The organism is Desulfovibrio desulfuricans (assembly GCF_024460775.1).
Classification (GTDB): domain Bacteria; phylum Desulfobacterota; class Desulfovibrionia; order Desulfovibrionales; family Desulfovibrionaceae; genus Desulfovibrio; species Desulfovibrio desulfuricans_E.
In genome coordinates this window covers 1-217 of the sequence record NZ_JANFYZ010000130.1, presented here as the reverse complement: position 1 = coordinate 217, position 217 = coordinate 1, and the positions used below count along the sequence as shown (strand labels likewise).

The 217-nt window shown below is 41.0% G+C and carries 1 pseudogene; it reads left to right on the top strand.

The features are described 5' to 3' along the window. Positions 1-217, top strand: a pseudogene (locus NE637_RS15660) (hypothetical protein); the annotation flags it as partial.

Genomic DNA, 217 nt, shown 5'->3' with positions numbered 1-217 from the left:
AAACAGAGGATTCTCGGTGACAGGGGACATTTATCAAATGAATTGTCAGGTCGTCTGCTTTGTGATATACTACATGATAATCTGAAACATATCGTGCTCGGGCATTTGAGCAAGGAAAATAATTACGCAAAACTTGCATATGAGACGGTCAAATTAGAAGTTACGCTGGCAGATAACGAGTACAAAGGCGACGATCTGGATATGTTCGTAGCGAACA